This window comes from Streptococcus suis (assembly GCF_002960445.1).
Classification (GTDB): Bacteria; Bacillota; Bacilli; order Lactobacillales; family Streptococcaceae; genus Streptococcus; species Streptococcus hyiners.
In genome coordinates this window covers 1-314 of record NZ_POJD01000405.1, presented here as the reverse complement: position 1 = coordinate 314, position 314 = coordinate 1, and the positions used below count along the sequence as shown (strand labels likewise).

Here is a 314-nt window from a genome sequence, read left to right as displayed (position 1 = left end):
TCGATGGCTGGCTACTGTCATATACATCATGTTGGATGTTCCAAGTTCGGCATTCATATATAAAATCATGAGTAGCCCCCAACCAAACATCAACCCATAGCTAAATTTCCCGAGTCCTTCTGCGACATGGTTGAGTTTGTCTGCTGTATAAAGAGAAATGACAATCCCCAATCCTAAATAAAGACTGGCTAGTATTGATCGTACAGCGTAGGCAGAAAAACTGTGTTCAAACAAATCTGCTTTTTTCTTGATACTCTTTTCAAGTGTATACATTAATGTCTCTTGGTTAGCTCCCATCCTAATCTAGATCGGAA

1 protein-coding gene is annotated in these 314 nt (G+C 39.5%); it reads right to left on the bottom strand.

The genetic code is table 11. The features are described from left to right. A partial coding sequence (locus C1G53_RS12280) for a formate/nitrite transporter family protein (protein WP_041179305.1) occupies positions 1-297 on the bottom strand: 297 nt, incomplete at its 3' end. Positions 298-314 lie beyond the last annotated feature (17 nt).